General features: G+C 67.8%; 1 protein-coding gene. It reads right to left on the reverse strand.

Annotated features, from left to right (window positions below; translation table 11 throughout):
* Positions 1 to 90: 90 nt before the first annotated feature.
* Positions 91 to 390, reverse strand: coding sequence for a transposase (locus ACL02O_RS34445; RefSeq protein ID WP_167190323.1), 300 nt, complete (start codon positions 388 to 390; stop codon positions 91 to 93).
* Between the last annotated feature and the right edge of the window lie 66 nt (positions 391 to 456).

The following is a 456-nucleotide window of genomic DNA, read 5'->3' on the forward strand; positions in this document are numbered from 1 at the left end:
ACCAGGACTGCGACACGCCGAGTGCTCGGCAGGCCACCGCGTGGGGCACCTCGTGTTCGGTCCTCTGGGAAGCGATGAAGGCGGCCACGCTCACCGGCCCGTCGCTTCCTTGACCCACAGGACCACGGATCGCTTGAGGACATCACGCTCCATCGCCAACTCGGCGTTCTCCCGCCGCAACCTGGCCAGCTCGGCCCGCTCGTCCTCGGACAGCCCACCCGCAGCGGCCTCGCCCCGAGCTTCGCGGTCCTTCTTCACCCAGTTCGCCAGAGTCCCGTCGTTGATCCCCAGGTCACGTGCGACCTGAGCGATCGGCTTCCCGGTCTCGCGCACGATCCGCACCGCTCCTGCACGGAACTCCGGATCGAACCGGCGTCTCGTCTCAGCCATGAACCCCTATCCCTCAAGTCCTGGCCTCCACGCTACGAGGGGAACCGCATGAACGCCGGCCCGAAG

It is taken from the genome of Micromonospora mangrovicola, assembly GCF_047200535.1.
Classification (GTDB): domain Bacteria; phylum Actinomycetota; class Actinomycetes; order Mycobacteriales; family Micromonosporaceae; genus Micromonospora.

Coding starts and splice junctions, on each gene's coding strand:
- ACL02O_RS34445 (WP_167190323.1), bottom strand. CDS start 390: ATGGCTGAGACGAGACGCCGGTTCGATCCGGAGTTCCGTGCAGGAGCG.